General features: G+C 44.8%; 23 protein-coding genes. 9 read left to right on the top strand and 14 right to left on the bottom strand.

Annotated elements, in window-relative coordinates:
* Window position 1 precedes the first annotated feature (1 nt).
* The 8 genes from NB504_RS11050 to NB504_RS11015 all read left to right on the top strand — a co-directional run bounded on the left by NB504_RS11050 (window position 2) and on the right by NB504_RS11015 (window position 7,144).
* Window positions 2–481, top strand: coding sequence for a TIGR02444 family protein (locus tag NB504_RS11050; RefSeq protein WP_047690537.1), 480 nt, complete (start codon window positions 2–4; stop codon window positions 479–481).
* A gap of 56 nt (window positions 482–537) precedes the next feature.
* A complete protein-coding gene (locus NB504_RS11045; RefSeq protein WP_258428905.1) occupies window positions 538–1,545 on the top strand; it encodes a hydrolase in 1,008 nt (335 codons plus the stop codon).
* A 59-nt stretch (window positions 1,546–1,604) separates the two neighbouring features.
* Window positions 1,605–1,811 carry a YheU family protein gene (locus tag NB504_RS11040; RefSeq protein WP_010318743.1) on the top strand — a complete coding sequence of 69 codons (207 nt, stop codon included), beginning with the start codon at window positions 1,605–1,607 and terminating at the stop codon, window positions 1,809–1,811.
* A gap of 82 nt (window positions 1,812–1,893) precedes the next feature.
* Window positions 1,894–2,763: a phosphoribulokinase gene (locus tag NB504_RS11035; RefSeq protein ID WP_010318742.1), complete on the top strand. Its 870-nt coding sequence runs from the start codon at window positions 1,894–1,896 to the stop codon at window positions 2,761–2,763.
* A gap of 241 nt (window positions 2,764–3,004) precedes the next feature.
* Entirely contained in the window at window positions 3,005–3,637 is a 633-nt protein-coding gene (gene crp / locus NB504_RS11030; RefSeq protein WP_010318741.1) for a cAMP-activated global transcriptional regulator CRP, read from the top strand.
* A 205-nt stretch (window positions 3,638–3,842) separates the two neighbouring features.
* On the top strand, window positions 3,843–5,462 hold the full coding sequence (locus tag NB504_RS11025; protein WP_258428902.1) for a methyl-accepting chemotaxis protein: 1,620 nt from the start codon (window positions 3,843–3,845) through the stop codon (window positions 5,460–5,462).
* A 76-nt stretch (window positions 5,463–5,538) separates the two neighbouring features.
* Complete coding sequence (locus NB504_RS11020) at window positions 5,539–6,720, top strand: porin (RefSeq protein ID WP_017047286.1); 1,182 nt, start codon at window positions 5,539–5,541, stop codon at window positions 6,718–6,720.
* A gap of 10 nt (window positions 6,721–6,730) precedes the next feature.
* Window positions 6,731–7,144 carry a hypothetical protein gene (locus NB504_RS11015; RefSeq protein WP_017047285.1) on the top strand — a complete coding sequence of 138 codons (414 nt, stop codon included), beginning with the start codon at window positions 6,731–6,733 and terminating at the stop codon, window positions 7,142–7,144.
* Window positions 7,145–7,219: 75 nt separating this feature from the next.
* On the opposite strand, the gene NB504_RS11010 is transcribed toward NB504_RS11015, so the two are convergent.
* From NB504_RS11010 to NB504_RS10975, 8 genes are all read right to left on the bottom strand, one after another.
* The gene (locus NB504_RS11010; RefSeq protein WP_258428899.1) at window positions 7,220–8,011 is read right to left on the bottom strand and encodes a DUF1338 domain-containing protein; all 792 of its coding nucleotides are present in this window, start codon (window positions 8,009–8,011) and stop codon (window positions 7,220–7,222) included.
* 68 nt (window positions 8,012–8,079) lie between these two features.
* Complete coding sequence (gene astD, locus NB504_RS11005; RefSeq protein ID WP_017046749.1) at window positions 8,080–9,537, bottom strand: succinylglutamate-semialdehyde dehydrogenase; 1,458 nt, start codon at window positions 9,535–9,537, stop codon at window positions 8,080–8,082.
* A gap of 31 nt (window positions 9,538–9,568) precedes the next feature.
* Window positions 9,569–10,588, bottom strand: a complete 1,020-nt coding sequence (astA, locus tag NB504_RS11000; RefSeq protein WP_026028416.1) for an arginine N-succinyltransferase — start codon at window positions 10,586–10,588, stop codon at window positions 9,569–9,571.
* A 66-nt stretch (window positions 10,589–10,654) separates the two neighbouring features.
* Window positions 10,655–11,866, bottom strand: coding sequence for an aspartate aminotransferase family protein (locus NB504_RS10995; RefSeq protein ID WP_026027324.1), 1,212 nt, complete (start codon window positions 11,864–11,866; stop codon window positions 10,655–10,657).
* Between the two features lie 378 nt (window positions 11,867–12,244).
* Complete coding sequence (locus NB504_RS10990) at window positions 12,245–12,823, bottom strand: aminodeoxychorismate/anthranilate synthase component II (RefSeq protein ID WP_010318736.1); 579 nt, start codon at window positions 12,821–12,823, stop codon at window positions 12,245–12,247.
* A 310-nt stretch (window positions 12,824–13,133) separates the two neighbouring features.
* The gene (locus NB504_RS10985) at window positions 13,134–14,876 is read right to left on the bottom strand and encodes an L-tyrosine/L-tryptophan isonitrile synthase family protein (protein ID WP_258428896.1); all 1,743 of its coding nucleotides are present in this window, start codon (window positions 14,874–14,876) and stop codon (window positions 13,134–13,136) included.
* A gap of 76 nt (window positions 14,877–14,952) precedes the next feature.
* Window positions 14,953–16,389: an FAD-binding protein gene (locus tag NB504_RS10980; RefSeq protein ID WP_258428895.1), complete on the bottom strand. Its 1,437-nt coding sequence runs from the start codon at window positions 16,387–16,389 to the stop codon at window positions 14,953–14,955.
* Window positions 16,386–17,222: a TauD/TfdA family dioxygenase gene (locus NB504_RS10975; protein WP_164996791.1), complete on the bottom strand. Its 837-nt coding sequence runs from the start codon at window positions 17,220–17,222 to the stop codon at window positions 16,386–16,388. Before NB504_RS10975 ends, NB504_RS10980 begins: the two co-directional genes overlap by 4 nt.
* Before the next feature lie 335 nt (window positions 17,223–17,557).
* Here NB504_RS10975 and NB504_RS10970 point away from each other — a divergent pair, with 335 nt between their 5' ends.
* On the top strand, window positions 17,558–18,448 hold the full coding sequence (locus NB504_RS10970) for a LysR family transcriptional regulator (RefSeq protein WP_047690555.1): 891 nt from the start codon (window positions 17,558–17,560) through the stop codon (window positions 18,446–18,448).
* A 45-nt stretch (window positions 18,449–18,493) separates the two neighbouring features.
* Here NB504_RS10970 and NB504_RS10965 read toward each other — a convergent pair whose 3' ends face one another.
* The 6 genes from NB504_RS10965 to NB504_RS10940 all read right to left on the bottom strand — a co-directional run bounded on the left by NB504_RS10965 (window position 18,494) and on the right by NB504_RS10940 (window position 25,906).
* Window positions 18,494–21,109: an ExeM/NucH family extracellular endonuclease gene (locus NB504_RS10965; protein WP_258428892.1), complete on the bottom strand. Its 2,616-nt coding sequence runs from the start codon at window positions 21,107–21,109 to the stop codon at window positions 18,494–18,496.
* Between the two features lie 306 nt (window positions 21,110–21,415).
* A complete protein-coding gene (locus NB504_RS10960) occupies window positions 21,416–22,180 on the bottom strand; it encodes an ABC transporter substrate-binding protein (RefSeq protein WP_088718007.1) in 765 nt (254 codons plus the stop codon).
* Window positions 22,181–22,335: 155 nt separating this feature from the next.
* On the bottom strand, window positions 22,336–23,352 hold the full coding sequence (gene trpS, locus NB504_RS10955; protein WP_013855895.1) for a tryptophan--tRNA ligase: 1,017 nt from the start codon (window positions 23,350–23,352) through the stop codon (window positions 22,336–22,338).
* 154 nt (window positions 23,353–23,506) lie between these two features.
* Complete coding sequence (locus NB504_RS10950) at window positions 23,507–24,193, bottom strand: phosphoglycolate phosphatase (protein WP_026027427.1); 687 nt, start codon at window positions 24,191–24,193, stop codon at window positions 23,507–23,509.
* A gap of 95 nt (window positions 24,194–24,288) precedes the next feature.
* Window positions 24,289–24,963, bottom strand: coding sequence for a ribulose-phosphate 3-epimerase (gene rpe, locus NB504_RS10945; protein ID WP_013855893.1), 675 nt, complete (start codon window positions 24,961–24,963; stop codon window positions 24,289–24,291).
* A 112-nt stretch (window positions 24,964–25,075) separates the two neighbouring features.
* Window positions 25,076–25,906: a Dam family site-specific DNA-(adenine-N6)-methyltransferase gene (locus NB504_RS10940; protein ID WP_013855892.1), complete on the bottom strand. Its 831-nt coding sequence runs from the start codon at window positions 25,904–25,906 to the stop codon at window positions 25,076–25,078.
* Between the last annotated feature and the right edge of the window lie 57 nt (window positions 25,907–25,963).

Below are 25,963 nucleotides of genomic sequence, written 5' to 3'. Positions count from 1 at the left end.
GATGAGCCAAGAGCACGTACGATTATCACTGACCTTAGAACGCTTATGGCAATTCAGTTTGCAATACTACAGCGTGCGAGAAGTGAAAGAGGCGTGCTTAAGTTTACAAAATAACTTCCACGGCAACGTCAACTTATTGCTGCTACTCAAATGGCTTGATGAGCAACAAGTGACGGTTGCCGATGCTGACTGGCAAAATGTCACTCAATGTATCGGCCGTTCAGAAGCGCTGCTACACAGTTACCGAGAGTTAAGACGACGTTTGAAAAGCATGGTGCCAGATACGCTGTACCGCGAGGCGCTGCAATTTGAGCTGCAGCTTGAAAAGCAGCAGCAAGCTGATCTTGTGGAATGTATCAACGCATTGGCATTGCAGAATAACCATGGTGAACAATTAACGCTGCGTTACTGTCGCCAGCTTGGCTGTGAGCATTTGCATCTCGCCTTTAAAAGCCCGGCACCTCATTCTCAAAAACCGTAACTACATCAATTGCTCGCTCAGTGTATACTGGTCGCAATTCATAAAAATAATACGCCATGGTTATGACTCCATTTATCGCTGCTACTGGACTAACAAATCCACACCTTCAGACTCTGCTTCCTCGTTTATTGCGCAAACGCGCACGTTTTGAGCCGCTGTGGCAAACGCTGTTTACACCTGATGGTGATTTTTTAGACCTTGCTTGGAGTGATGATTGGCGCTCAGAGCGAGTACAAAATAAACCCCTATTTATCTTGTTTCATGGCTTAGAAGGCAGTTTTCATAGCCCTTATGCCAATGGCTTAATGTACGCCTTCGCACAGCAGGGATGGTTATCGGTCATGATGCATTTTCGCGGCTGTAGCGGCAAACCGAACCATTTGGCACGCGCTTACCATTCTGGTGAGGTTGAAGATGCACGCTTTGTGCTCGAATACATACGCAAGCAATGCCCGAATAGACCTGTCGTCGCGGTGGGCATTTCTCTTGGCGGCAATATGTTGGTTAATTACTTAGCGCAATATAATCACGACCCGATCGTTAGCGCGGCAACCGTTGTCTCCGCTCCGCTCGATCTGGCAGCGTGTTCCACACGCATTGAACAGGGATTTTCAAAGGTTTATCGCGCTTACTTACTGACATCATTGAAAAAAAATGCACTAAAGAAACAGCATCTTTTACATAATGAGTTAGGTATTTCTCACCATCAAATTAAACACATCAAAAAACTTTACGAATTTGACGATCTCATCACCGCGCCTTTGCATGGTTTTCAAGATGCGCAGGATTACTACCAGCAGTGCTCAGGCCTTTCAAAGCTGACACAAATTCGCGTGCCGCTACAAATCATTCAAGCGCAAGATGATCCCTTTATGACGGATGCCGTGATCCCCAAATTTTCTTTACCAGAGAATATCCATTACCGCTTATTTACCCAAGGTGGCCATGTCGGTTTTCTCAGCGGTAGCGCGCTTAAGCCTAAATTTTGGCTCGAAGAAGCACTTCCAACTTATTACGAAAACCTGCGTCACGGCAACCCTATTGACCATCAATGCAACGCATGATTAATCACATATCGCTTTAAATCGATACCCTTTTCTCCATGACAGTTTAAGAGGTCGTCATGCTTATTCCTTGGCAGCACATTGCGCCTGAAACACTGGATAATTTGATTGAAACGTTTGTATTACGCGAAGGTACTGATTACGGAGAGCAGGAAGTACCATTGCAGCAAAAAATCGAGCAAATAAAGAAACAGCTCGCAACAGGGGAAGCGATCATCGTCTATTCTGAGTTGCACGAAAGTGTGGATATTCAATTGCGTAAATAATTTCCGCACAAAACAATCTACTCTTTTCGTGCTATATTGCAGCCATCGATAACAAGTACGTTACATACAGACAGGGTTTGTCATGTCAGCAAAACATCCAATTATCGCTGTCACCGGCTCGTCCGGTGCCGGTACAACTACGACCTCTGAAGCCTTTCGCAAAATGTTCAATATGATGAACATAAAACCAGCATGGGTTGAAGGGGATAGCTTCCACCGCTTTACCCGGCCAGAAATGGATGTGGAAATTCGTAAAGCGCGCGAACAAGGGAAGCACATCAGTTACTTTGGTCCACAAGCCAATGATTTTCCTGCATTGGAAGAATTTTTCCGCCAATATGGGAAATTAGGCACAGGCCAAGTTCGTCGTTATCTACACTCTTTTGACGAAGCTGTGCCCTACAATCAAATGCCCGGCACCTTTACACCTTGGCAAGATTTACCAGAAAACTCGGATGTGATGTTTTACGAAGGTCTGCATGGCGGTGTAGTCGATGGCGATGTAAACGTCGCGCAGCATGTCGATTTTTTGATAGGCATGGTGCCAATCGTTAACCTTGAGTGGATACAAAAGTACGTGCGTGATACTCGTGATCGAGGCCATTCACGTGAAGCGGTGATGGATTCCATCGTCCGTTCGATGGATGATTACCTCAATTACATCACCCCCCAATTCTCACGAACTCACATCAACTTCCAACGGGTACCGACGGTTGATACTTCAAACCCACTTAACGCCAAGGGCATCCCTAGTTTGGATGAAAGCTTCGTCGTGATACGCCTGCGCGGCATAAAGAATGTTGATTTCCCCTATTTGCTCGCCATGATTGATGGCTCTTTTATGTCGCGCCACAACACCATTGTGGTACCGGGTGGCAAGATGAGTTTTGCGATGGAATTGATCGTCAGACCGATCCTGCAGCAATTGATTGAAACAGGTAAAATTGGCTAAGTGATCGGACAAGTTGACGGTTACTTTTCATACCGTGATCATGTGCACAGTTTTGCGTAAAAAATCATGCCACTGACACGATTAAAATCAAGAAATCGTTTCTGAAAAAGGATACTATCCTTAACCGAAACACAAGTTAGCTTGCAGCATTTGGAAAGTGCTCTTATCCTAGTAAGCTTATTTTAGGCTTAGCTACAATATGGAAAGCGGCAAGCGTACCCTGCAGAGGAAGTGAGATATTATGGTTCTAGGTAAACCTCAAACCGATCCAACACTAGAGTGGTTTCTTTCACACTGTCATATTCATAAATACCCATCGAAAAGCACGTTGATTCATGCGGGCGAAAAAGCAGAGACGCTGTACTACATCGTCAAAGGCTCGGTAGCGGTATTGATTAAAGACGAAGAAGGTAAAGAGATGATCCTCTCTTACCTAAACCAAGGTGACTTTATCGGTGAGCTTGGTCTATTTGAAGAAGACCAAGAGCGTACTGCTTGGGTTCGTGCAAAATCTCCTTGTGAAGTTGCGGAAATTTCATTTAAGAAATTCCGTCAGCTTATCCAAGTGAACCCAGACATCTTAATGCGTCTGTCTGCACAAATTTCTCGACGTCTACAAGTCACCAGTCAAAAAGTGGGTGATTTAGCCTTCCTAGACGTGACGGGTCGTATTGCACAAACGCTACTCAACCTAGCGAAACAACCTGATGCAATGACGCACCCAGATGGCATGCAAATCAAAATCACCCGTCAAGAGATCGGCCAAATTGTAGGCTGTTCTCGTGAAACTGTGGGACGTATTTTGAAGATGCTCGAAGAGCAGAATTTAATTTCTGCCCACGGTAAAACTATCGTGGTGTACGGAACTCGTTAATTTTCAAACGCAAACACCTTGATTAAAGAGCCAGTTTTACTGGCTCTTTTTTTTATTTCGCCAACTCTTTGAATTATTTCCATTCGCTTAAATTATCTCTCATCCGTTCATCACTTAAAAAATCTGAACTATACTAATTTCACAGATAAAAATACCTAACGTATTGACATAGTACGTAATAATCTCGATGTGAATGGTGGGAAATATGGATATTGCTCATAAATTAAAAATAAAGCATAAGGTAGGAATTCTATCTATTATTGCCATTGTCGGGTTTGCCGTATTTTTATTTCAACAATACCAAGTTCAAACCCAGACTCAACTCAGTATTGAGCAGATACGCGATGAATATTTCCCCGCATTAAGCTCAGTAACTAATGCTCGCAATACTATAAAAAATCTAGACCAAGCACTGCAAACTGCGGTTAGCACTGGTGATGATGAACTGATGGACAGCGCTAAAAACTACTTGAACTTAATCAATGAGGAGCTCAATAATTTAAAAAGAGTGTCACCTCAACACGCGGCTCTCGTTGAGAACCTAAAGAGATTACTCAATAGCTATCAAGAAATTGCGTTTGATATTGCAGCCTCACTTATTGATGGCAGCACAGATTTTGCGACTTTACCTGCCAGAGCAAAACAGTCGAACGAATTTTTAGAACAATTAAATAGTGAATTTAAAGCGTTAGTTGAAGCCAGTAATGTCGATTTCAATCAAACCGTAGAGGAGACGATTTCATCGGCTCAACGTTCCATTCACATCGGCATAGGTTTAGGGGCGGTAACTATTCTCGTCTTAATTATCGTGGCATTGGTCGTAATAAAAAGCGTAGTTAGCTCAATTGAACAAGTCACCGGATCGCTAAGAGAAATAGCCGAAGGGGAAGGCGACCTCACGGTTCGTATTAATTATAATGGCCGTGATGAAGTAGCCGATTTAGTATATTGGTTTAACCAATTCATTTCTAAAATACATAAAAGTTTAAATTCAACTCGTGAAACCATTGCCACTTTAGAAAGTGTTTCATCACGGCTTTCTAGTACCAGTTCCAACACGTCACAACAAGTTCGCTCTCAAGAAAACATCATGCAATCTGTCTCTTCTGCGGTGAACTCTCTTTCCGATAGCGTGACCTCTATTGCTGAAAATGCAGCATTCGCTTCTTCAGAAGCCACTTCAGCAAATGATACGGCGCAAACTGGCAGCGCAGTTGTAGAAAGCACGATTGTCTCGATTGAACACTTAGCCAAAGACGTCAACCAAGCCGCTCAAGTGGTAAATGAGCTCGAATCTTATACCAATAATGCGGGAGTGATCTTAAACACCATCCGCAGCATTGCCGAGCAAACGAATTTACTTGCCTTAAATGCCGCGATAGAAGCTGCTCGAGCTGGTGAACAAGGGCGAGGGTTCGCCGTGGTTGCCGATGAAGTTCGGACTTTAGCCTCTCGCACTCAATCCTCTACTGAAGAAATTCAACAAGTTCTTGAAAAAATACAAAAGGGCTCATCATTAGTTGTGGATGCCATGACCAAAGGGCAACAAAGTGCCTCCAATACAGTATCTGAGTCTGAGCAATCTGGCGTGGCTTTGGTCAATATCACGGAGAAAGTTAAAAGTATTGTTCAGCTCAACCAACAAATTGCCGCCGCGACAGAAGAACAAAACCGCACTTCAAAAATCATTTTCGACAACATACAAGATATGGATGAAATCTCCCGCTCAGTGTCTGACGGCTCTCGAGCACTGGATGAGATCAGTACGGACATCCAAAGCGTCACACAAAACCTCAGCGATGTTATTCGACAATATAAAGTTTAAATTCTCAGTAAAACTCACTCTCTGCAGTATGTGAAAGTGAACGGCATGATGCCATTTTCGATACATAGGAGTAATCATGATAAAAGCAAAATACAGCCTTTACCCTGCCCTAATGCTATTACCCGGGCTTAGTATCGCCGACGAATCGGTTGAAGCACGAGTTTCGCAGCTAGAAAATGAATTGGCGATACTGAAAAGCTCATCCAGCAGTAGCTGGCAAGACAGTATCAAATTCAATGGGTTCTTTAGTGTGGGAGTGACTCGTTCGAGTAACAAGCTAGGCTATGCAAGTTCCAGAGACAGTTATAGCTTTGATGAACTGAGTTTAGTTGGGCTTCAAGCCGAGTTTAGTTTGGCGGATAAAACCAGTTTCGTCACTCAGTTAATCGCACGTGGCAGTGATGACTTCTCACCCGACATAGAATGGGCTTATCTCAAACACACATTTGATAACTACGTTACCGTCAGAGCGGGTAAGTTGCGTGTACCTCTCTATATGTACTCTGATTATATTGATGTAGGCTTTGCCCAGCCCTGGGCTCGCCCGCCCGTTGAAGTTTATGGCAATGTGCCATTCAACTCTTACTTAGGCGGTGATATCGCCTATGACGTGGAAATGGATGAGTCAACCCTCTACTTACAAGCCTTTGCAGGCCAAAGTAAAACGTCTGACAATAATACAGAATACAACTATATGTATGGCGCCAGTCTAGGTTGGAATTACGATTATCTAACCATACGAGCCGTCTACGGCACGACAAAAATCACATCAGGACACAGCGTATTTAAACAAGTTGTCGCTCCAGATACTATCGCTAAATTCTATGGTACAGGCTTAAGCTATGACAATGGCTCACTGCTCTTTGTCACAGAGCTAACTCGTACCGAAGTCGAAGGGCAATATTCAGATGTCGACTCCGCGTATGCAACCTTAGGTTATCGGATTCAGTCTTGGGTGCCTTATGTTAGCGTAGCAACACTCAGAACCAAAGATGACGACGAGCGCATCGGTAAGTTGATCAATACTGGCACAGCCAATATTCCAAGCGCTTGGTTGTTCGATGCAGAGCGTAATGCATACTCCGCTGGTGTCCGTTATGACTTGCTCTCTAACTTATCCATTAAAGCAGATGTCACTATGATCGATAATTTTGGTGATACCTCAGGCCTCATCGGTAGTACTAACTTTGGCAATACAGGCAAAGCATTAGAAGATGACTCTTTGATTTACTCTATTCGCCTTGATGGCGTTTTTTAAGGAGTGCAGAATGATTAAAACTATCTTAATGCTCTTGAGCTTATCGACCTTGTCATTGTCTGCATTCTCTGCACCTGTTGTGATAAGTAACCTTAGTGGTGTTGACCAACTAAGCGATAGTGATGTGAAAAAGCTATTTTTAGGCAAATTAAAACAGCTCCCGAATGGCACTGAACCGATTGTGATTGAGTACGCTGATGGTACGCCGATACGCATTGAGTTTCACGAAAAGGTCACGAATAAATCAGAGTCTCAGCTACAAGCTTATTGGGCAAAATTGGTTTTTACTGGCAAAGCTAACCCACCCAAAACCGTTGCTTCAAGTGCCGCAGCTATCGCTGAAGTGAGCCAAAATGCAGCAGCAATTGGTTATATCGACTCAAGCGAAGTCACAGACCAAGTCAAAGTGGTTTACACACCTTAAATCTAAGCTACTTTTGTTGTAAAAAAGGCCAGTGGAGGTAATGCCACTGGCCTGTGTCTTTATCAGCCCTTATTGTTAGCTATTTGTGCTTTCAAATATCTTATCTGCAGAGGCCGCCACAAAACCGCTATAGAGTTCACCGTTGGCCATTGGATAGCGCTTAGCAAATTCATAGAATCCACCGGGAATCACCTCCACTCCTTCCGTAAATTGCACTGATACTTTATCGGCCATGGTCGACGACTGCTCAAGCAGCACATCAGGTGTACCTTTCACTTCTCCACCATTTTTATTGATGGTAAAACCCGCTTGGCGTAAGTGATCATTGACCGCTTTCACTTCATTAAACGCCTGCAGTTGATTAACACTAACAGTGAAATGGTTCGCGCCATAGCCATGCGCCGCCAACCAAGCGGCGTATTCACTTTCGTTGGCAAGCTGCAAATAATCGCTGTAGCTTAGTTGCCACAGGCGACCGCCATATAAAAAGTCACTGCTGTTTAATTTATTGCTATCGACTTGATGTACCAGCTTCTCCACAATGCCTTGGAGCGCAGGCGAGCACTCTTCCACTTTCAGCTCGCTTATGAATACTTTAGGCTGGGTCGGATCAGGGTGTTCATAGTGCTTCGCTACCAGCTTCTTACTTTCAAACACATAATCACCACAGGCAACGTAGCCTAAGGCAAGAAAAGGCTTAGCCAGCGTTTCAATACCTAATGGCGCAACATTGAAGGTTCGCAACGCAATATGGTCATTAATCAACGCTTCCTCTTCTTGAAGCAAGTGATGGACTTTGTCGGCAGAAGGGCAAAGGCGCTGAATGTAGTCATTCCACAATGATTGAAATAAAACGGTTGGCGTCATAACGCCTCCTTGTCTGTGCTCGGTTTAAACCATGCTAGTAGGCATGGGGTTTTAGATAAAGTTTACTGCTATAGCTCAACCCCAGGGCTGAGCGTGGCAGGCAGTTCTGTCGAACGGCCTTCCATTGATGCCATTGGGTATGCGCAGTAATCGGCCGCGTAATAGGCGCTTGGTCTTAAATTTCCCGACGCTCCCGGCCCACCAAACGGTGCATCACCACTGGCTCCGGTTAATTGTCGATTACGATTTACAATGCCAGCGCGGATATGATCGACAAAGTAGTCCCATTCGGCATCATTGGTCGACACTAAGCCTGCCGATAAACCAAAGCGAGTTTCATTAGCCAGTTGTACCGCTTGCTCTAAGCTTTGGTAACGCACGACTTGTAACAATGGTCCGAAATACTCTTCATCAGGCAATTGGCTAACTGCGGTGACATCAATAATGCCCGGAGTGACAAACGCCGCCTGCAAAGGTGTCGCGGCCAGCAAGCTGACGCCACCCAAGGCGCGTAAATTGTCCTGAGCAGCAAGAATGAACTGCGCCGCCGCTTGTGATATTTGTGGCCCCATAAAAGGTGCTGGCTCAGCAAAGGGGTGATCAATACGCAATTTTTGAGTGGCACTGACCAGCTTTTCAAGCAATCGATCGCCTTCATTTCCCTCTGGAACATAAAGACGCCGCGCACAGGTACAGCGCTGGCCTGCACTTAAAAATGCGGATTGAATAATGGTATACACTGCCGCATCAAGCTCGCCATACTGCTTAGAGATAACCATTGGGTTGTTGCCGCCCATTTCTAAAGCCAGCATTTTCCCCGGCTGCCCAGCAAACTGGCGATGGAGTAAATGACCTGTATTGGCGCTGCCAGTAAAAAGAAGGCCATCAATGCCTTTGGCCTGAGCAAGCGCAATACCCGTTTCCTTCGCGCCCTGCACTAGGTTAAGTACACCCGCAGGTAGGCCTGCTTCTTGCCACAATTTCATCACAAACTCACCCGTCCACGGAGTCTGCTCTGAAGGTTTAAACACAACCGTATTACCCGCTAAAAGTGCAGGCACAATATGACCATTCGGCAGGTGGGCAGGGAAATTATACGGACCAAAAACCGCAAGAACGCCCAATGGACGATGACGCAATACCAGTTGATTACCCGCTGCTTCGCGTGTGTTTTCACCAGTGCGATCATGATAAGCTCGAATGGATATAGCGATTTTACCCGCCACCGCTGCCGCTTCAGTACGCGTTTCCCAGAGTGGCTTTCCTGTCTCTTTGGCGATGATCTGCGCAAGCTCTTCACTGCGCTGTTTCACTTTTTCAGCGAAGGCTAATACATATTGCTCACGCTCAACAAAAGGACGTTTTTTCCATTCTATAAATGCGACTCTTGCCGCCGTTACCGCAGCTTCTACTTGCGCGGGTGTGGCGCTATCGCCCTGCCAAATCGTCTCATTGTTATAGGGACTAAGCGAAAGCATTGCCTCGCCTTGTCCAGCTAACCATTCACCTGCAATCCACTGAGTCATCTGTTAATCCTTACCTTCCAATGTACCTATTTTACTGCGCCAAAATTCGAACAAAATCACCACTATCAACCAATAGAGCTTGCGCCACTTTAGGTGAGATGATCACCGTTTCCGTTTCGCGGTTATAAGCACCTTTTGCAGCAGTAGCACGAAAGTTTTCAAACGAGCTATTGCAGATAAGATAATCTTGCGAGCTTGAATGCTCGGCCACTTCCACTTTAGCTCGCACCGAGTGACGTACGGATTCGATATTGCGCAAATCGCACTCAACCGTTGGACCTGCATCAAAAATGTCTACATAGTTACGGCAGGTGAATCCTTCGCGCTCGAGTAGCGTTAACGCTGGACGGGTATTGTCATGCACTTGACCAATCACCGCCTGTGCCTCTTTACTCAATAAGTTGACGTAAATCGGCAGTTTGGGCATCAGATCAGCAATAAACCCTTTTTTACCAATGCCGGTTAAATAATCAGCCATAGTGAAATCAATCGAGAAAAAATGCTCTTGCAGCCATTGCCAAAAGGGCGAGTTGCCTTCGGCATCAGACACACCACGCATTTCAGCAAAGATGGTTTTAGAAAAACGATGTGGGTGTTCCGCCATCATCAGAAAACGGCATTTCGACATCAAACGCCCATTCAACCCTTGACGAAAATCTGGACGTAAAAAAAGCGTACAAATTTCACTGCATCCAGTGTAGTTATTGCCAAAAGTAAGCAACTTGACGGTATTGTTGACCTTCAGCTTAGGCGACGAATGCACTATCGTGCTGATGTGATAAGAATAAAATGGTACGTCATGGCCAATCGATGCCTCAACGCCAGTCGTCCCTGCTACCTCACCGGTTTCAGAATCAAAACCGACCATCAGGTAACCTTCATCTCCTGGCTCTGAGACGTCGGGTTTAGCGAAGCTGTATTCAGAATGAGTAATACGGTTGGTTAAGAGTTTTTCATTCACGGGTAGTGATGTAAACCCGTGACCGGATTCAATAGCGCATGTGTGTAGCGCATCGTAGTCCGACATTGCGATAGGGCGAACAACTAGCATCAATACTTCCCTCCAGATGCTTGAAGTGGCCCAAGGCATCCTACCTTGGGCTGCTAGGCTTTTTCACTACATGAGTGATGCAATAGCTTTATCTAATCTTGCTAAGCCTTCTTCTATTTCTTGTTTGGTGATCACTAATGAAGGCGTCATACGAACCACGTTCATACCCGCAACCAACACCAGTAAACCTTGCTTGCCCGCGGCTTGTAGGATATCGCGAGCGCGACCTTGCCACTGCTCATTTAATGCCGCGCCAAGCAGTAGACCTTTACCACGGATTTCACTAAAAATGTGGTACTTCTCATTAATGTTAGCCAATCCTTCACGAAAGAGCGCTTCACGCTCCTTCACGCCAGCCAAGGTTTCTGGCTGGCTAACCACATTCACCACCGCTTCCGCTACCGCGCAAGCCAGTGGGTTACCACCATAAGTCGAACCGTGAGTGCCCACTTTAAAATGCGCGGCTAATTCGTTTGTGGTGAGCATAGCGCCAATAGGGAAGCCGCCACCGAGTGATTTCGCGGTACTTAAAATATCCGGCGTGACGCCCAATCCTTGATAAGCATAGAACTCACCAGTGCGGCCATTACCGGTTTGCACTTCATCAAAGATCAACAGGGCGTTGTGCTTATTGCACAATTCACGCACGGCTTGGACAAACTCAGCCGAAGGCGACACAATGCCACCCTCGCCTTGCAAGGGTTCCATCATTACCGCACAAGTGCGATCAGAGATGTGCGCTTGCAACGCTTCAATATCGTTATACGGTAGGTGGGTAACATCCGCAGGTTTAGGACCAAATCCATCGGAATAAGTCGCTTGCCCCCCGACCGTCACTGTAAAGAAAGTGCGGCCGTGGAAGCCTTGGTTAAAGGCGATGATTTCTGACTTTTGTTCACCATGGACATCAGCGGCCCAGCGACGCGCCAGTTTGAGCGCCGCTTCATTAGCTTCCGCGCCGGAGTTAGCAAAAAACACCTTTTCAGCAAAACTGACTTGCGTTAATTTTTTCGCCAAGCGCAAAGCAGGCTCATTAGTCATCACGTTACTGAGATGCCACAACTTATTGGCTTGCTTGGTGATCGCATCAACCATCGCCGGATGGCAATGGCCCAAACAACTCACTGCAATACCGCCAGCAAAGTCGATGTATTCATGACCTTGTTGATCCCACACTCGAGAGCCCTGCCCTTTAACTGGAATCATTTCCATCGGGTTATAACAAGGGACCATCACCTCATCAAACAGACTGCGATCTACACTATTTTCCACTGTCATTACACATTCCCTCTTGATACCGCATGCCAAGCAGATTGCGATCTTCCTATTAAACGCTTGAGTGGAAGATATTGTTTTGCTTTTTAGCTAATGCAGCATTGTATTTACAAATTATTAACCATTTCAATAGTGATTTATTCTTTTAGATCGGCAGAACCACCGACAATCGTCACTACTTATGATTATTTATGCATTAAGTCACCTCTTTTATGAAGCACTTTTTTATAAATAATATGAATAAGCACAACAAGGCCTTGAGGCGACAAGCTATCCCTCATTCCAACAGGATGTATGGTGCATAATATTTCAAAGATAAAAAACAGCAGAAATGATGAAGAAAATGTTAAGAAAGGTGATCGCAGTCCGGTTGAGAATAGCTCAACGGCGCAAAAAATTTGCGAGCAGTTGATGGCCCTGTTCTGTTTTAATTGATTCAGGATGAAACTGCACGGCATCAATTGGCAGTGTTTTATGTTGGTAACCCATGATTTCGTCCATCGAACCATCAGCCTGTTGAGTCCAAGCGGTGAGCTCAAAACAGTCCGCAAGAGAATCAGCTTTGACCACCAACGAGTGGTAGCGAGTAACGGTTAACGGGTTATTGAGCCCTAGAAAGAGGCCACGGTTGGTGTGTTGGATCGGTGAGGTTTTACCATGCATCACCTTTTTGGCTCGCACCACTTGCCCGCCAAACACTTGCGCAATGGCTTGATGCCCAAGGCAGACTCCTAAAATCGGAAGTTTACCCGCAAAATGTTCAATCGCTGCCAGTGAAATTCCCGCCTCATTCGGCGTGCAAGGCCCAGGGGAAATCACCAGATGCGTTGGGCTGAGCGCTTCAATGCCAGCGATATCGATTTCATCATTACGCACCACCGTCACTTGAACTCCCAGCTCACAGAAGTATTGGTACAAGTTGTAGGTAAACGAATCGTAGTTATCGATGATAAGTAACATGTGAATTAAAACGCTCTGGGTAAAAGTCAGCGAGAGGCGCTATTGTGCAATACTGGTTTGGAAAGGCAAGAAGTTATCGATTCTGTGCTAAATACACTATTTGCACATTCGTTTATTATGTAACCAGTTCGGTTGTGATCATTATTTTACTTGCTCTCATTTGAAAGTAACACTTCTCATCGTATGGTCGAATAAGAGAATGGAAACAACGATAAAATAAATCTATCCCATAGTTAATGATCGATAAAAATAAAGCCAAGTAATCCGCTTACTTGGCTCTTCATGCTTATTTCCTAAAAATGTCGTTTATTTAAGCAGGGCTTTCTTGTAAATGCTCACTACTTGGTTGTTTGTTATGAGGCTGCCAAGGGGAATTTACCGAATAAGGCTGACGCACCGCTAATTCTGTTTCGGATAACACGCCATAACGAAGTACGGTGTGGTTATTCACCAGTAATATATCGCCAAGTTGTAAATCAAAAACATGCTGTACTTGTGAACGTTCAAGAATAGGAGTTAAAACATTGGCTACTTGATTGATATTGTCAATTTCAGTCGACGACGATATATGCTTCGCCAATGATGGGCTCCAGCGTAAATTCATTCCCCAATCCCCCGACATAATCACAGGATAAGCAGCCATATCATCGTACTGTACAATGGTATTTTTCAGCCAACCACTTGCTTGACCATTAAGACACAACGCAGCCAGTGAGGCATCCAGTAAGTTAACCTTCAGCGGAGCAGATGAACAGTAAATCGCCCATTCATCAGGAGTCATGTCAGTATAAGAATAGCGACGCGATATGCTCGTTGACGGTGTTTTGAGCCCGTACCAACTGGGCTCTGCTAATGTACTACTCCGAACATATTCTTCCGGAAGCAGAGCATTATTTCCGGCAAACCACGAAGACCAAAATGAAGCTTGAGGCAACGGGCCAAAGCCTTTTAAACAGACAGCAGAGAACGCCTTCACCAATTGGCTCACTTGAGCCTGCGGTAGCGCGGTCAGTGAGCATCCATGGTGTGACTCTAACGTCAGGCCAAACTGCTCTGTTTGTAGAGTGGCTTTTACCTCACGCATCAACTGTGCCTCGTTAGCGTCTTCGATATTGAAACGCAGTAAACACCACAGCGTTCCTTGATGCATTACGGGAATAATCACGCCTTCACGTTGTTTGTGATTGGCCTGCGTATCAATAATAAATTCTCCGTGGCAAGAATCAAATAAGACACAAGTATGCCAAGGTGTCTTAAACGATCGCTCATCAAAAAGAAACAGCGAATATTTTTTGCCTTGCATTGGGTGTTCATGAATACTGAGACGGATAGCGTGGCTCAAATGAGTATTGAGGAAATTATCGAGTGCACGTCCTTGCACCATCATCCCTTTAGCCATAAGGGCTAATCGCTCACGTCGTTTCTTATAACTCAGCGGAGCAAGCGCATATTTCTGATCCTGATGCATGAATTTTTTCAAGCCCAGATAGGTATGGTGCATTGCATTATCATGCTGTTTAAGACGTGCAAAATCACGCTCATATTCCGCATCACCAAAGCGCTGCTTTAATCCATTGAAATATTGATATTCATTTAAGTCATCAAACGCAGAGAAGTGCTCAAAGTTGATAATTTTTAGACAATCACTGGCGTTCATATTTTCCACCATATTCCGTAATTCATCAGAATAAGTGTAGTGATGTTCTAAATCGACATTAATATAATCAGAAAATGTATGATAATCAGAAAAAATGTAAAACATCACTCCTGAAGAATAGACAGATTGAATATCACGAATGGCATTAACAAATTTTTGTAAAACTCGATATTCACCCAAGTCAGGCTTATAACCTAATACCTTATCTAGGTTATTCGTTTTACATGGAAAGGCGGGTAGTAATAATGTAATGACTTTGTTTTCAATGACACACTGAGCTATCTGTTTTTTTAACTTCAGATACCCAGTAAAAGTGGCGTCTGTTTGTGCTAATAATTGGTCTAATAAAATAAAAGCAATATTATCCACACATTGCTGCTGTTGATGATCAAGCATAGTGTTTCCTTATTAAAGGCGAAGACCATTGACGGAATGATGCAGAACCCTCGGCCTTCACTCTCGGTTAAAAAGTTTATAGGCCAGCTAACAGTTCAGCCGCGTGCGCAAGCGACGCGAAAGCCGCAATATAACCATCAGGGCGGATCAGTAAAGCCTGCCCCTGGTAGAATGAACTCTCACTCCAATACTGCCCAGGCTTCGCCTGATCGTACAGATGAAGGCAACGCACAAACGGAGGAATTTCTGGTGGTAACTCCGCATCGCCAGTCAACAGAAGCGTAAAGGAGCGGTAATCTAGCCATTGATAAAAGCGGCAACTCTGCTGATCACGATGCATCTCAAAGTCATACACTCGAGAACCGTTTAAGCCACCATTGCCATACCCAATGCCCATACCTGTGATGTTACCAGCTCGCTGTTCAACGATTTGTACATAGTCCTCCGCATGGGTTCCTCGTTCTGAGTATTTAGTTGCACGCACCAATGCACCAGAGCTTTCAATCACACTGCGAGCCACTGGTTGGCGCTCAGCCTGATAACTGTCCAGCAGCGTAGTGGATGCCTGACCACGCAACACCATATTGAGCTTCCAGATCAAATTGAACGCGTCAGCAACTCCGGTATTGAGCCCTTGCCCGCCATTGACCGAATGTATATGGCAGGCATCTCCTGCTAGAAAGACCCGTTGCTGGTGGTCATACCGTTCTGCAACAGACTCCTTAACCGAGAAATAAGAAAACCACTCAACCTGCTTAAACGTCAGTGAATGCGGCGACATTGCTCGGTTAATTCGCGCAATAACCTCTTGCTGAGTAAACTCTTCGGTGTCCATACGGATATAAAAACGATCCAAATCACCTTCACGTGGAATCCAGGCGACATCTGACGTCTCAGCCTGAAATACGATGATTTCTGGCACTTTCGGAAAATCTGACTCAATAACACCATCAATCACCGCCCAGATAATTTCTGGTCTCTCGATTTCAAATGGAATCGAAAAATGCTGACGTACAAAAGAGCGCCCACCGTCTGCACCAATCACGTAACGTGAACGAACTCGCTCGCCACTGCTCAGTTCCGTCACGCAGCCTTGCTCATCAACAGTGATATCGACCACAGATAAACCACGGCGCACGGCCGCGTTCTGCGCTTTGACTGCACTATCTAGCGCTTTTTCAATATGTGCTTGCCCCAACATCAGAAAGTGAGGATAGAAGCAGCCTTGCAGCGCTGTCCACCAATGAGACTGGCGTGACAAAAATTGACCATTAGCCCATACCGAACTGGTATTACAGGGTTTGCCTTGCACGTAAAGTGGCTCAAATAAGTCAACGATATCAAGTAACTGCAGAGTTCTAGCATTAAGCGCATCGGCCCGCCCGACCACCAGTGGCCCATTAGATTTATCAATAACTTGTGAGTTCAGACCGCAGCGCTGCGCTAAATAGTGGCACATAAGCCCAACAGGGCCTGCTCCAACGATCATAATATCAGTGTGGTAATCACTCATCGGTAAGACTCCAAACTTGGGTTATCAAACGGTGGATCGCTTAGCACCTGAACTCGACGGATATGACGTGGGGTATGCGATAAAAAGCTTTCTCGACCATGCAGTAAGTTAAAGTTATCCGTAATGACCACATCATCATTTTGCCACTCGTGAGCATAAAAATGACGAGGGTCATACAGTGCGTCACGTAAGCTACGGTGGAACTCAGCTATTTGCTCACTATCAATGCCACTAAAGGTCACATTTGGTGGGTTTAGCAGATCGCCACGTTCAGCGAAATGCGGTTCGGCGTAACGAATGACCTCGTGTGAGTGATAGGGGTGTTGAGCAATAATCGGGGAAATGGTGTGACTGCAATAGAACTCCATCTCTCGCTGGTAGTGCCCCGTGACTTTTCGCCACAATGAGCGCTGCTGTTCGGTTGCGTTCTGTAGCGCCTTGGTTGTATGAGTGAAGGTCGTCCGGCCGCCTTGTGCTGGCAATGGCGCTTGAACACATTGAAATATCTGATATTCAGGCACTTGAGGACGAAACATGCCATCCCAATGCAGCGGCATATAGCTACTATCAAAAATATGGTCCTTTGGCTGATCTTTTTGAATTAAATCTAACACTTTGCCAAATGGCCAAATACTGATCTCTCCCCATTGCTCGCAATATTCCGCAAATTGCTCGGCCTGTTCAAAGGCTTTAAATCCACGTATCAATACCAACTGATGCTCAATAAATAGTTTACGCAGTAGTGCTATTGGTACTTCGCTAATGGGAATTTTTAATCCATTTGCTTCTATTTTTACTCCAAAAGGGTGGAGCTTCGTGACCTGATAATTCATCACCCGTTCCTTTAAATTAATTTTTAATAAAACGTTAGAAATAAAACAACATTGCATCCATCATTTTCGAAAATTCGGCTGGATAATATTAAAAATATTTACACAATATTGATATTTATAAGATTGACATTGCTAATTTAATTATTAATCCCAGTTTATTTAGGAATAGATATCTCAATAGTGCCATCATTCAGAAGAAATTTATTATTTACCCGTATTTAAAGGAAACCAAAATGGTTTATATCTCTCTAATTAGAGCTGTCATTATTTGATGAATGACAAAGGTTGACTAGATAACAAAACAAGAACGAAAGGTTACCAATAAGGGAACAATTATGTTGAGTGAGTTAAAACGTATTGCCATTTTTAATAAAGTGGTTGAATACGGTTCGTTTACCTCGGCTGGTGAATCGTTAGGTATAGCAAAATCGAAAGTGAGCGAGCAAGTTAGCTTGCTAGAATCACATCTTAACGTACGTTTACTGCATCGCTCTACCCGTAAAGTTAGCCTAACGACTGAAGGGCACGCATTTTATCAACATACCAATGGCCTCTTACCGCTGGCAGAAGACGCGCTACGGGCCGTCCAGCATTTTTCTACCGATGTGGCAGGCGTGATTAGGATCGGTACAACCATTGATGTCGGCAGCTATATTTTAAGTCCGCTGATTTCAACATTTTCTGAGAGTTACCCCAATGTGCTGTTTGATATTCAACTCGAAGATGGTTTACAAGATCCAGTAGCCACACAATTAGATGTGCTGATCAGAATGGGTGAACTGACATCTTGCTCAATGGTTGGCCGCGAATTAATGCCTTTTAAAATGGGGATATACGCCAGTAAAAAATACTTAGCTAGTGCACCTTTATTAAGGAAACTACGAGATTTAGAGCAGCACCCATGGGTTGCGTTAACTTTATTGAATCTTCCTCAAGATAAAGTCACGCTAATCAATCCAAAGGGAGTGAGATGCGACATCAAAACCCGCCCGAAACATATCTGCAATGCGCCGCTTGGTGCGATGTCAATGGTACAACAAGGCATGGGGATCGGCTTGATTGCCAATTTTCTCGCTGACGAAATTAATGATCCTAACCTCGTCAGGCTTTTTCCAGATTATTATCTATCAGATAACACCATGAACATTCTTTACCCGAGCCGTCACCACCTTGCGCCACGAGTAAGGCTATTTATTGATTATTTAATTGAAAAAATCCGAGCTTGAGCAAAACAAAAACGCCCCGTCAGTTAACGGGGCGCAATTTAAGCCTTAACGACGACGTCGCCACATACCAAAGCCGAGTAATGAGAAGAGTGCTCCTAGGCTGAATGAACCGCCATAGATGTTCAGTTCTAACACGGCAGGATCATGATCAGATGCGCGGAAATGATCTTGATATTTGGGCAAATCACCTTTGAATTCACTGTTGTAATCAAACAGTGTCGATTCACCACCGTTGATGTGCCAATCGGTCGCATCCACCACTTTGCCTTTCAAACTTTTGCTGACCAGCAAATGATCCAGTGCGCCAACTTCATCATTAAATGAGTAACTCCAGCTCTCTGGGTGTTTTATCGCCACAGCGTTAAGGTACCCATAATTGTGAGTAATCAACGCGCCATCATCACCAAACTGAGGAGTACCTGCAATGTAAGTATTACGTGCCGCACGAATGGTTTTGCCATACTTCTCCGGGCTGTAGTCCGTCAATACGAGCATCGGGTCTTCCATACCGTAAGAGTTCATATCACCCAAAATGACTTTATGCCCTTTTATTTTTTGTAACGCTTCACCTAAAGCAACTGCAGCTGCGACACGGAATTGTTCACATGCACCTTGAAAATCAAGATCTTTACCGCCTTGCCCACCTTGCTCAACTGGTGCAGCATCTTCCCAACATGCCGAGCCTTTGGATTTTAGATGGTTAACCGCGACGGTAATTTTCTCATTGCCACCTTTAACTTTGAAGGTCGGTGCAAGCGTGTCACGCTGGTAATTTTTACCATCTTCAATCACTTTGCCTTTGTCATCCAACACTTCAGGTGCTTGTTGGCTTGGCATTGGAATTACACGATTTTCTGTCAACTTCACCACTTTTTCACGATAAATCACCCCAGTGGTGATCACATCCGTACCGAGCGAGTCCTGCGCATCGGCTTTACCATCATGATTAGAATCAATCGCGACAAAACGGTAATGCTTTTTCTTATCCGAGATCTGGCTGTTGATCTGATTGACCAATTGCGCAATCGCCGAACCTGCACCGAAACCGTTATTCTCAATTTCCATCAAACCGACAATATCGGCATCCAAACGTACAATCGCATTAACGATCTTCGCTTGCTGCAATTCAAATTCTGCAAGGTTATTAGCACCACGATTATCACCATGCTGATTTGCATCACCGCCAAACGGCGAGTTGAAATAGTTAAGCACGTTGAATGTGGCAATGCGCAGATCGCCTTCATCGATATCCGGTTTCTCGCTGCGAGGATCATTGCGCACGAAATTCTCTTGGTTGAGCGAATTGGTCACAATCAGACGATATTCGTTGTAACCGTATGAGAGCACACCTTCTAAACCTATGATGCTGTCATCAATGCGGATGTAATCTTCCGTCGAACCATTTTGATCAATATCACTGCGACCAAACTCTGGGTAGTACGGAATTTGGCCATCGGCGGCTTTCGCATCTGATTCAATAAACAAGCGGCGCTGCGCGTTTTCGATGCTCTGCTGTTTGGCTTGCTCAGAGCCCGCAGCGAATAGCTGGTTCGGTTGCATGTTAATACGACCTTGCGCTAACACCATGTTATTGCGACGAGAAGCATAGTCATAACCAAAGGTACGCGTCACACGCATATCCAGCTCTGGGGTGGTTTTTACCAACATGCCTTCATAACGCTCTAATGTGTGCTCAAAGTTCTCATCGGTGGGCAAAATCTCTATCGCGGTCGCTTGTGGAGCCTCTTGCTCACCTTGTTTTAGCCATTGGTTGTTTTCGACTTTAAGTTGTGTGAGGTTGTAATATTCCTGTACTTTACCTTTCACACAAACCACATCCCCCGGTTTTAAACTTGAGCTTGATTGATCGGTAAAAACAAACAAACCTTCAGAGGTATTTAAGTTGTAATCATCTTCCAACGCTTGCAGATAAAAACCTTTAGTCAACCCTGTGGTAATGGCACTCACGACACCTTTGACAAAATATTCTTGGTCGGTGATGTAAGGGTAGCCACTAATAAAAGGAGAGGTTTGCCCTTCACCTTGGATCGCTTGAATAGAGGTAAAGGTGGGTTCAGATCCCTCTTGAGTACAGGTAAATTCAGCCGGTGGCTCAACGGCATCGAGTGCGCCTAACCCTTCAATATTATCCTTGCCTAACGCGCTCCACTGCGCAGCTTGATAAGCCGCTGAGGGCGTGAGGCTATCGCTATTACGCACTAAAGTGGTGTCCTTGCCCCAGTTAATGCCGCCCATCACTCCCAACACATCATGTACGCTACCATCACTGTTTAGCAGCGCCACCGGATCATCACCGTTAAAATTAATCACCGAGCCATCATTTTCATCACTCACCGCTTGGATAGCACTATTGGCGCTGGCATGAGAAATCACTAACACATCGTTCGCGGCAATTACTCGCCCAGTCAGGGGCAACTGTGTATCCCAGTTCCCACCGCCATTGCTTGATTTCGCTAAAATGAAATTGTCTAAACTGACGGATGCATTGCTAGTGTTAGCAATTTCGATGGCCTTATTGAAGCTGCTGCCTTCTACATACTGAGAAATAATAATCTCAGCTTGAGCTGATACAGCCAATGTGGAGCTTATCGCCGCAGCGAGTAATGTTCGGCCAAAGGGTTTAATTCGTGTCGATTCCATTGTTCACCTCTTTCCCTGCTCTGTAACCGAAGTGGTAAGCAAGGTGTTGTAAATCACGTTTATAAAGGGGATTGGTTCCATTTGCGCGTACAGTGTTGTGTTTTTAAATGAAAGATAAAAACATTCACCATTCATATCGAGATCAACATCGCATAGCTAGAGCAAATACTTGAACTAAGCGCAAACTTTCAACAAAGAAGGTAAAGGGGGTTTTCGACAGTGATATTGCAGTGAGGTGAAAAGTCTTATTTTTCTAAAAAGAAAAGCAAACAAGGTGCTCCGTACACGACAAACACCTTAGTTTGATTATTGTGGCTGGCTAAAAGAGAGGTAGCGATCAAAGACCGCCTGCGCGCGACCAGTTTGCTGCGCATCGAGAAAATAGTCATTAAGCTGATTTAACAGCGGCATCGAATTTTCTAAGCTACGGCGAACTTGCACGTGGTACGGCTTGTTTCTAGCGAGAAAATGATGAACGATTGGCCGATCAATTTTATATAGACCCAACTGAATTCCACCATAAATGGGTTCAATTTCACTCACAAACCAATCACACCGCTCTTTTTGCAGCATATTCAACGCTTGCTGTACGGAATTTAAATAGAGAGAGGGTTCTCTAGACAGTGCAAAATTCTCATAATTAAAGCCATTAACTCCGCATAATACGCCATCAACGGATGGGTCTTTTAAATCTTCATGGTTGTCTGGCAGCGTAAAATAACCGAGTTGGATCGTATAAAGCGGGACCGAAAAATAGCTGTACTCAGCCCTTTCTGCGCGATAACTTGCATCCCATGTCAGATCGCAGCGACCGCGCTCTTGCGTCAGTTCATGTTGGACTCGCGCCCAAGGCATAAAATAAAACTGGTAATCGATGTTGTGAGATTTTAATGCGTCCAACACCAGCGTTGTGGCTGAGCCAGTCAAGGAATCGGCTTTTTCTTGATACGAGCTCCCCTGCCAATAGGTGAACGGGGGCCAAACATTCACATCACCAACACAAATACGAACTGGCTCTGCGGCGGCGGCACTACAGATGAACATCAATCCTAATAACAGCAGTCGTCTCATGTTCAAAACTCATCATCATGGTTATGATTTAAAGTGTAGACCTAAGCCTACAATACAAAGAGAAAGATCAAATTTGATTAAGCAGAAGTAAAAAATAAAGCTAGGAAAACCTAGCTTTATTTAATGCAAAAAGAGTTAGATTATCGCAGGAAAAACTAAGGACGCTCGACAAACCCTACCGCTTTAAATGCTTTTTTCAAGGTGATCGCAGCGCGGGCCGAGGCTTTTTCTGCACCAGCTTTCATTACTGAATCAAGATACGCGCGATCTTCTCGAATGCGCGCGTATTCAGCTTGTACAGGCTCCAGCATGGCAACCAACGCTTCGCCAACATCTTTCTTGAAAGGGCCGTACATCTCAACACCTTGATATTGCGCTTCAATCTCAGCAAAGCTTTTGCCTGTCGCCGCAGAGTACAAACTCATCAAGTTGGAGATGCCCGCTTTGTTTTCGGTATCAAAAGCGATGCGCGGTGGCGTTTCAGTATCTGTCTGAGCCTTATTAACCTTCTTGATAATCGACTTTGGATCTTCCAGCAAAGTGATGACATTCTTACGGTTATCATCTGACTTAGACATCTTTTTCGTCGCATCTTGCAGGCTCATTACTCGCGCGTTCACTTGAGGAATGTAAGGCTCTGGAATGGTGAAGATCGGCTTTTCAGGACTATAGATGTTGTTAAAACGAGTCGCGATATCACGCGCAAGCTCTAAGTGCTGCTTTTGGTCACTGCCCACGGGTACTTGGTGCGCGCCATAAAGTAGAATATCGGCCGCCATCAACACAGGATAACCGAATAAGCCCGCATTCACATCGTTCGCATAACGTGCTGATTTGTCTTTGAACTGAGTCATGCGGCTCAATTCACCCATCTGCGTGTAGCAGTTGAGAAGCCAACCCAATTGAGCATGCTCTGGTACGTGTGACTGAACAAATAGCGTGCTCTTTTTAGGGTCAACACCAACTGCAAGACAGATTGACAATGCATCTAACGTGGCTTCATGCAGTGCTTTCGGATCTTGACGAACCGTGATCGCATGCAGGTCAACCACGCAGTATTGACAATCATAGTCATCTTGCATCTGTTGCCATTGACGTAGAGCACCCAAATAGTTACCGATACTTAGTTCACCTGACGGTTGAACACCACTCAATACAATGGGTTTGCTCATAGGGATGATTTCCTTGCTACTTAAAATGAGATAAGACTGAAAATGTCTGTGAAAAAAACCGCGCTTATTCGCTAAGTGATACTTGATTTAGCGATAACGCGGTTTATGCAGTGTACTCATTGACGAGTATTTTACTAGCGCATTGTGTGAACTTTTATGCTGAAACTCGCAACACATCAAGCAATTGGTCGATACAGTCCGCCACGTAATCAGGGTTGGAAGCTGAAATGGGCTCACCGTGATTGTAGCCATAAGTCAAACCAAACGAATAACAACCCGCATTTTTAGCCGCTAAAATATCGTTTTTCGAATCCCCAACCATCAACATTTCCTTGGCCGTTAGTTGATGTTTATCCAATAGCCAGTTAAGCGCCATTGGATCAGGTTTTTTGATCGGGAAGGTATCACCACCAATCACATCACTAAAAAAGTGCTCAATACCATGTTGTACCAATACGTCAGGTACAAACTTAGACGGTTTATTGGTCACCAAAGCTAATGTGAATCCAGCACTGTGTAGCTGCGCTAAGGTTTCTTTCACTTGGGGATATAAATGGCTAAGTTTATGGCCCGTTTGGGCATAAAATTCATCAAAACGCTCACGAGCGGTGGCTTTGATCTCATCGCTAAGATCAGGATTGATGGTTAAACTTTGGCTAAGTGAGCGAGCGATCAGCACATCTGCACCATTGCCGACGTAATCACGCACTTGCATTTCTGATACTGATGAATAACCTAACGATTGTACCGCTTGGTCGGCGGCTACGGCTAAATCTGGCACGCTGTCGAGCAAGGTACCATCGAGATCAAAGGCGATTAATTTAATTGAGCTTAAAGACATCTTAACTTCCGAATAATAGACAAGGGGCACAAAGCCCCTTGTTGCGTTATAAGTATGTGGCGTAGTGATTATTGAGGTGTAGTCAGTATTATGAATTAGCGCGCCACTTTGGCTAATTCTGCGCGCATCTCATCAATCACCGTTTGGTAATTAGGTTGACCAAAAATAGCCGAGCCTGCGACAAACATATCTGCGCCCGCTTGTGCAATTTCACGAATGTTATCGACTTTGACCCCACCATCAATCTCAAGGCGGATATGACGACCCGATTGCTCAATCAATTGACGCACCGCGCGCAGTTTATCCAACGTATGCGGAATAAAAGATTGGCCACCAAAACCAGGGTTAACCGACATTAGCAAAATGAGGTCCACTTTATCCATGATAAATTCGAGATGCGCAAGTGGTGTAGCTGGGTTGAGCACTACACCCGCTTGGCATCCGTGCTCTTTGATCAATTGCAATGTGCGATCAACGTGATCAGAAGCTTCCACATGAAAAGTGATCATCGAAGCCCCTGCCTTGGCAAAATCAGGAATGATGCGATCAACTGGTTTAACCATTAAGTGGACATCAATCGGCGCCGTAACACCATAGTCACGCAGCGCCTTACAAATCGGGGCACCAAAGGTCAAGTTGGGAACGTAGTGGTTATCCATTACATCAAAATGGACAACGTCTGCCCCAGCGGCAAGCACTTTCTCAACATCTTCGCCAAGACGAGCAAAATCTGCTGAGAGTATAGATGGGGCAATTAGGAAATCTTTCATACCTGACCTCTTAGGCTAGTGGGCGCAAATGCGTGATGAGCAAAATTCGCCCGCAATTCTACCTAAGCTGGCCAAGATATCCTAGCGCGACACCCGATTTAACTGCGAAATGTTAACCTTCGCATTCCGCTGTATTGAACAGTGCCAACAACTCATCTACTTTGTTGCGCCCTGCTCCATTACGGCTAATGGTGCGCTTAACCTTGACCACGTTAAGTTCTGCACCATGATATAAACGGCGCGTTAACTTAGTGTCATGATTGGAAATCAGTACCGGTATGCCACGATCATTGGCGGCTTTTTCGGCGACATCGGCCAATGAGGCTTGATCATCCAATGAAAAGCCATTACCAGAATAAGAAGTAAAATTGGCGGTAGTAGAGAGTGGCGCGTATGGCGGATCGCAATAAACAACACAGCCCTTGCGAGCACGACGAAACGTCTCTTCGTATCCTTCGCAAATAAAGGTCGCTTTCTTGGCTTTCTCGGCAAAAAACTCCAATTCTGCTTGCGGGAAATAAGGCTTTTTGTAAGAACCAAAAGGCACATTGAAACCGCCTTTTTTGTTGTAGCGACATAAACCATTAAAACCAAAACGGTTCATGTATAAAAACGCCAACGAACGATACAGTACATCATCGGTTTTATTGAACTCTTTACGAATATCGAGATACGCTTCTTTACGGTTGTTATCGGCCGTGAACCAACGCTTAGATTCGGTGATGTACAGTTCAGGTTGATCTTTAATCAGGTTGTACAAGTTGATGAGATCAGGATTGATATCGGCCAACAAATACTGTTCAAAATCAGTATTGAGGAACACAGAGCCAGCACCAACAAAGGGTTCAACCAGTTTACGCGCTGGCGGCAGGTGACGTTGAATCTCTTCGACTAGGCCATACTTACCACCAGCCCATTTAAGAAAGGCACGCTGCTTCTTCATTTACTGCTCTATCTTTCAACCACGAAATAAGGCTGCGGAATGTAACATATTTTTGCG

The sequence above is a fragment of the Vibrio sp. RM-69-4 genome, assembly GCF_024743775.1.
Lineage (GTDB): Bacteria > Pseudomonadota > Gammaproteobacteria > Enterobacterales > Vibrionaceae > Vibrio > Vibrio anguillarum.
Note: the sequence above shows the minus strand (reverse complement) of the source record. Positions and strands in the feature narration are given on the sequence as shown.